The organism is Deltaproteobacteria bacterium PRO3, from assembly GCA_030263375.1.
Lineage (GTDB): Bacteria > UBA10199 > UBA10199 > DSSB01 > DSSB01 > DSSB01.
In genome coordinates, this window is the sequence record SZOV01000135.1 from 1 (window position 1) to 6370 (window position 6370).

5 protein-coding genes are annotated in these 6370 nt (G+C 61.8%); 3 read left to right on the forward strand and 2 right to left on the reverse strand.

The window, feature by feature from the left end:
* Together FBR05_14165 and FBR05_14170 are read right to left on the reverse strand one after the other, a co-directional pair.
* Window positions 1-240, reverse strand: a 240-nt coding sequence (locus FBR05_14165; protein MDL1873322.1) for a sigma-70 family RNA polymerase sigma factor, incomplete at its 3' end; no start/stop codon positions are given.
* A 177-nt stretch (window positions 241-417) separates the two neighbouring features.
* A complete protein-coding gene (locus FBR05_14170; GenBank protein ID MDL1873323.1) occupies window positions 418-930 on the reverse strand; it encodes a hypothetical protein in 513 nt (170 codons plus the stop codon).
* A 47-nt stretch (window positions 931-977) separates the two neighbouring features.
* On the opposite strand from FBR05_14170, the gene FBR05_14175 reads away from it, so the two are divergent.
* The 3 genes from FBR05_14175 (at window position 978) to FBR05_14185 (ending at window position 6054) form a co-directional block, all read left to right on the forward strand.
* The gene (locus FBR05_14175; protein ID MDL1873324.1) at window positions 978-2474 is read left to right on the forward strand and encodes a TolC family protein; all 1497 of its coding nucleotides are present in this window, start codon (window positions 978-980) and stop codon (window positions 2472-2474) included.
* Window positions 2471-5578, forward strand: a complete 3108-nt coding sequence (locus tag FBR05_14180) for an efflux RND transporter permease subunit (GenBank protein ID MDL1873325.1) — start codon at window positions 2471-2473, stop codon at window positions 5576-5578. The genes FBR05_14175 and FBR05_14180 overlap by 4 nt, the downstream gene beginning before the upstream one ends.
* 179 nt (window positions 5579-5757) lie before the next feature.
* Complete coding sequence (locus FBR05_14185; protein MDL1873326.1) at window positions 5758-6054, forward strand: HU family DNA-binding protein; 297 nt, start codon at window positions 5758-5760, stop codon at window positions 6052-6054.
* Window positions 6055-6370 lie beyond the last annotated feature (316 nt).

Sequence of the window (6370 nt, forward strand, 5' to 3'; positions counted from 1 at the left end):
GAAGAACCAGCCCCGAAACGAGCCCGAGCCGTCGAAGTGCTCCAGGCGCTCGAGCAGCTTGAGGAAGACCTCTTGGAAAACCTCCTCCGCGCGCTCTCGATTGGGAAAATAATTGCGAACCACAAAAAAGATCCCGTTCTTGTAGCGTTGAAACAAGACCCCGAAGGCCTCGGAACGGCCTTGCAAATAGGCGGCGACCAATTCGTCGTCGCGAGGGGATTCGGTGTGGGGTCGGTTCATGCGCAGACCAAGACCCGTCTCCCCCTGGAGTCGACCTAGGAGGGGACGAGGCGTTTTGCGAAAAGGGTTCGAAAGATTTCTTCGGATATATTCGTTTTTACGGGGATTTGGGAGCGAAATTTGCGGAAAGGAACCGGTGCGAGGGCTATTATTCCGGCCCGGGACCGTCGGCGCAGGTCAATGCGGCGGAGGGAGGGTCTCGCCCCGCTCCAAAGTCGCCAGGATCGACTCCACAGCCTGGATCTCGGTGTCGACGTCCAACCCCACCGCCTTGGCGCCGTCGAGGAGGGCGATCAAGACCATAATGATCTCCAGGGCCTCGCGGCCGCGCTCGGCCTCGGCGGCGACGTGGCGGAGCCGGTTCATCAACTGATGGTAATCTTGCATGCAGTAGACTGGGTTGGGCAGGGAGAGGGGACCGGTGCTGGAGAAATCGGGGGGGAAGGCGAAGCCCTGGGCCGAAAATACCACCTGGCGTCCCGAGGCGAGCAGGACGATCACGTAGGTCTCGCCCGCCTGGACGGTATTGACCCGCTCCTCGACGGCTTGGACCGAGGTCCCCCGTAGGGCCAGGGTCTTGCCGGAAAAGGCCTCCAAAACCACCAGGTCGTCTCCCTCTTCTCGATAGGAGAAAGGTCCGGGGTGCGACTTCAGCCAGCGGGTCAAAATTTCGAATTGGGGATGCCGCATTTTTTTGGACTTTCTAAAGGTTTTTTTACTAGTGTCTCCAGGTCCTGATGGCTAGCCTTTTATGGAAATGTGGGAATTGGCGCGGCTGGGCGGGTCTTATCGCCGCGCTGTGGACCTTGGGATCGCCGGGGCGCGCCCTCGCGCAAATCCCGAGCGTCTTGGGGGAGTCCGACGTCATCTCCTGGGTGGTGCGCCGCAACCTGGGGATCCAGGCCGCCGCCTACGACCCGCAGATCGCGGGGACCGAGATCACCAAGACCAAGGGGCAGTTCGACACCCAGGTCTCCGGCCAGGCCTCCTACAACCTCGACCGCTCCGATAAGACCAGCATCATCTTTGGCACCGACAATCGCAGCGTGGTCTGGGATGCCAAGGCCGAGAAGAAATTTCCCGTCGGCGTCCAAGGGGCGATCAGCCTCGGAAACCTGCGCGAGTCAACCAATTCCGCCTTCGCCACCGATCCCGCCTTCTTCGACACCCGGCTGCGCTTCGACGTCAAGGCGGCGATGCTGAAGAACCGCTTCGGCAAGTCCGACAAGGCCCAGGTCGCCCTCGCCGAGGCGGGGCAGAAGGTTTCGGAAGAGCTCTCCCGGACGGTCGTCGAAGATCGCGCGGCGGAGGCCGTGACCTCCTACTGGAATTGGGTCGCCACCCGCTACTACGTCGAGGTGGCCCGCCGCTTCCTCAAGCTGGCCCAGGACTTCCTGGATACCACTCAAAACAAGAAGGTCCTGGGCCTGGCCGAGGACACCGACACCCTGGGCGCCCAGGCCCTCGTCGTCGAGCGCCAGGCCGAGCTGGAGCGGGCCAAGAACCTCAGCCTCGACGCCGAAAAGCGGCTGCGCTACCTGCTCGACGACGGCGCCGGGAAGTCCTGGCGTGCCAAGGACCCGCTGCGCAGCGAGCGGAGGCCTAGCCTCAAAGAAGATTTATTACAGACCGCGCTGCAATCCCGCCCCGAGTACCTTGCGCTGCGCCGGGAGGCCGAGGCGAAGGACATCCAGATCTCGCTCGCCAAGGACCAAAAGTGGCCGAGCCTCGACCTCTTCACCTCCCTTGAGCTCAATTCCGTAGATCCCAGCTACGGGACGGTGTTGCGAGAGACCTTCAGCGCCCAACACCCCAATTGGCTGATCGGGGCGCAATTCAGCCTCAGCATCGAAAACCGCATCGCCAAAGGGGAGTTGGACCGCGGCAAGCTCGAAAAGGCCAAGGTCCTGGTCCAGATGAAGGAGCTGGAGAACCTGATCGCGCTCGAGATCGACGAGAGCTGGCGCGAGGTCCTGCTCCAGCGCAAGGAGACGGATAACTTCACACGCGCCGCCGACCTGCAGCGCCGCAAGATGGAGGAGGAGACGCAAAAGTACTTCCTGGGCCGCTCCGACAGCGACACCATCGTGCGCTTCCAAGAGGACGCCCTCGCCGCCGAGCGCAAGCGACTCGAGGCCGAGCTGCGCTATCGCTTGGCCTGGGTGCAGCTGCGCAAGTCCGCCGGGACCCTGGTGCCCCCGGGCGCCGAAAGCCAAGCGGGTGCCGAAAAATGAAATCGCTCTCCGAATGGTCGGTCCGAAACGGCCTCTTGGTCAACCTGCTCACCCTCTTCGTCATCGTCGCGGGGGTGATGGCCCTCATGAACAACCGGCGCGAGGCCTTTCCCAACTTCTCCTTCGACGTGGTCCAGGTCCGAACCCACTACCAAGGCGCGACGCCGGCCCAGATCGAGAAGCTGATCACCATTCCCATCGAAAAGGAACTCAAGGAAGTCGACGACATCAAAGAGATGGTCAGCGCCTCGATCGAGGGCATGTCGCTCATCTACTTGGTCATCGAGCCGGACGCCGCCAACAAGGATAAGACCGTCAACGATATCCAACGCGCCGTCGACCGGGCCGAGGACCTGCCCGAGGACCTGAAGGAAAAGCCGGTGGTCGAGGAGTTCACCACCAAAAACACGCCCATGCTCGAGGTGACCCTTTACGGCGACATGCCCGACCTCGAGCTGCGGCGCCAGGCGCGCCTGCTCGAGGCGGCCCTGCTCGACGACCCCAACGTCGCCAAGGTGACCCGCCGCGGCTACCGCGAGCCGGAGTATTCCGTCGAGGTCGACCCCGACAAGATGGCGCATTACCATCTGAGCCTCTCCGACGTGATGCGAGCCCTCTCCGCGACCAACGTCAACATCCCCGGCGGCGACATCCGGGAGGGCGGGCAGGAGTTCTTGCTGCGGATCTCGGGCGAGTATTTCGCCCCCGAGGAGATCCTCGACGTCGTGATCCGCAGCAACGACGCGGGTTTCGCGGTCAAGGTGCGCGATGTAGGACGGGTGATCCCGACCCTCGAGAAGGTCACCATCACCAACCGCACCGACGGGGCCCCCTCGATCAACCTGCAAATCCTCAAGCGGGACCGCTCCGACGTCATCGACCTGGTGCGGGACGTCAAGGCCATCATCGCCGACTTCCAGGCCAAGGCGCCGCCTGAGCTCAAGATCGGGATCGTCGACGACGTCTCCTACTACGTGGAACGGCGGCTGAAGGTATTGATCAACAACGCCCTGATCGGCTTGGTGTTGTTGATGATACCGCTGCTGGTCTTCCTGACTCCGCGCACGGCGCTCAGTGCGGCCTTGGGCATTCCCACGGCGGTCATGGCCACCTTCGCGATGATGCATTTCTTCGGCATCACCATCAACCTGATGAGCCTCTTCGGCCTCATCATGGTCTCGGGCATGCTGGTCGACGAGGACATCGTCATCGCCGAGAACGTCCACCGCCTGATGGAGGAGGGGATGCCGCCGAGGCTCGCTGCGGTGGAGGGCACCAAGCAGGTGGCCAGCTCGGTCGTGGCGACGGTCCTGACCACCGTCACCGCCTTCGCGCCACTGCTGTTCATGACCGGGATCTTCGGAAAATTCGTCAAGCAGATCCCCCAGGTCGTCATCATCACGCTCTGCGCCTCCCTGGTGCAGGCCCTGGTGGTGTTGCCTTCGCACATCTACGACCTCAACAAGATGTCCGAGGACGAGGCGCGCAAGCACTTCGAACGCAGCTCGAAGCACCGACTGATGAACGGCCTCTTGGGCTTCTACGAGAAGACCCTGCGTTTCCTGATCTCGCGGCGCTATTTCGCGACCCTGTTTTTTACGCTCTTGATGCTCGGGACCTTCGCCTTCGGCTACTTCAAGGTTCCCTTCATCCTCTTTCCCGCGGAGGGGATCGAGCAGTTCTTCGTGCGCGTCGAGGGCGAGGTGGGCACGCCCGTCGAGGTGACCACCCAGCGCATGCAGGCCATCGAAAAGGCTCTGATGAAGCTGCCCAAAAACGAGCTGGACCATTTCGTCACGATGGGCGGGATCACCCAGAACGACCCGACCGATCCTTTCACCAACCGGGCCAGCCACGTCGGCCAGGTCTGGGTCTTCCTCACCCCGGAGACCGAGCGGCAGCGCACCGCCCACGACATCATCGAGAGCCTGCGCCCCGAGGTCGAGAAGATCGAGGGTTTCAAGAAGGTCTATTTCGACAACGTCCGGCCCGGTCCGCCGGTCGGGAAGCCGGTCGCGGTGCGGGTCAAGGGCGACGACTTCGCGGTATTGGACAAATTGGCGCAGCAGTACGTCGCCTACCTTAATACCCTCCCGGGCGTGAAGGACGTGAAGAGCGACTACGAGCCGGGCAAGTCCGAACTGCGCGCCCAGATCGACGTCGGCCGGATGTCCCAGGCGGGGCTCACCTACCAGGACGTCGCCTCCGCGGTACGGGCCTCCTTCGAGGGCGGGATCGCGACGACCATCAAGCAGGGCGACGAGGAGATCGACGTCGTGGTGCGGTTTCCCGAGGAGATCCGCCGCAATAAGACCAGCCTGCAGGACGTCCTGATCTCCAACCGGGAGGGACGGCTGATCCCCCTCAAGCAAATCGCGACCTTCCGGACCGAACCGGCCCTCTCGATGATCAAGCACGACGACCGCAAGCGCCTGATCTCGGTGACCGCCAACGTCGACGAGGCCGTCACTACCTCGCGGAAGGTCAATGCGGCCCTGGCCGAGCATTTCAAAGATAAGATCAAGGAATTCCCCGGCGTCCTGGTCAAGTACGGCGGCGAGGAGGAGGACACCCAGGAGTCCCTCGACAGCCTGATCCGCGCCATGGTCCTGGCCATCTTTCTGACGTTTATCATCATTGCCGCGACCTTCCGCTCGCTGTGGGAGCCGCTGGTAATCCTGACGACCATCCCCATGGGCATGATGGGGGTCGTGTACGGATTTTACCTCTTCGGCGAGCCGCTGGGTTTCCTCGCGACCTTGGGCATCATTGGCTTTGTCGGCGTCATCGTCGACGGGGCGCTTTTGATTATCGAATTCATCAACCAAGAGAAGGCCAAGGGCTTGGCCTTCAAAGAGGCCATCGTCCGCGGGTCCAAGGCCCGCCTGCGCCCCATCATCCTCACCACCGCCACCACCGTCCTGGGCATCGTCCCCTCGGCCTTCGGGATCGGCGGCACCGACCCCTTCATTCAGCCGATGGCCTTCGCGATGAATTGGGGCCTGGCGGTCGGGACTTTCCTGGCGGTCTTGTTCATTCCGGTCTTCCTCGCGGTGCTGGACGACGTCTTCGGCCGCTTCCGCCGCAAGGAATCCGCGGCTTAAAAAAGCGCCCGCCAAGCCGCGTTAACCGGCCATTTCCGGGCCCCGACCACAAAAAATCGCATTTTTGGGCAAAAAATGGGGTTTTTTTGCAATAAAACCTTCGACAACCGCATGAATCCTTGTTATGGAAGCCTTCCACAAAAGGTCGATTTCGACTTTTAATGAAAGGAGCGAACCCTATGGGTAAAGCACTAACCAAGTCCCAGATCGCCGATCACCTCGCCAAGAAATGCGAGCTCAAGAAGAAGGACGCCATGAACCTTCTCGAAGAGCTGTCCACCTTGGCTTACAAAGAGGCCAAGAACACCTTCACCCTCCCGGGCATCGGCAAGCTGGTGCTGGTCAACCGGAAGGCTCGCATGGGCCGCAACCCGCAGACCGGTGAGCCCATCAAGATCCCCGCGAAGCGCGTGGTGAAGTTCCGCGTCGCCAAGGCGGCGAAGGATTCCATCCTGGGGACTTCCAAGAAGAAGTAAGAGACGGGGATATCCAGTTTAAACCCCGCTGTGCTTGGCACAGCGGGGTTTTTTATTGCCCCTGTTGCGCCGTGAAGGGGTTGTCCGAGCCGATTTGTGGGGCGGGTTTGGTCGCCGACCCTTCTTTTGCCCTATTTGGCTAGCTTAAGTCGCCTCTTGCTTATGCCGCACCCGCCCCTAGCCCGGGGCGATATGTCCCAGCGGAGACACGGCCCGGCCCCCTTGTATCTTGAAAAGAGCCTAAATTAAGTCACAAACAAGGGAATCCGAGTGAGAAAGAGAAAGGACAACCTGCCTGTCCCCCTGGGTCTTAAGA